Genomic DNA, 237 nt, shown 5'->3' on the forward strand with positions numbered 1-237 from the left:
GGGGACGCCGGCGACCCGGTGGGAGATCGTCTGGTGGTGCTGGCGGGCGAGCAGCGACGTGGGGACGAGCACGGCCACCTGCTTGCCGTCCTGCACCGCCTTGACCGCGGCGCGCACGGCCACCTCGGTCTTGCCGAAGCCGACGTCGCCGGAGACGAGCCGGTCCATGGGGACGACCGCCTCCATGTCCTTCTTGACGTCCTCGATGGTGGTCAGCTGGTCCGGCGTCTCGATGAA

At 70.5% G+C, this 237-nt stretch carries 1 protein-coding gene; it reads right to left on the minus strand.

Features of this window, described 5'->3' with window-relative positions:
• The coding region (locus KVS67_RS13085) for a DEAD/DEAH box helicase (RefSeq protein WP_217565559.1) at window positions 1–237 on the minus strand (237 nt) is incomplete at both ends.

This window comes from Micrococcus sp. GbtcB5 (genome assembly GCF_019091605.1).
GTDB lineage: Bacteria > Actinomycetota > Actinomycetes > Actinomycetales > Micrococcaceae > Micrococcus > Micrococcus luteus.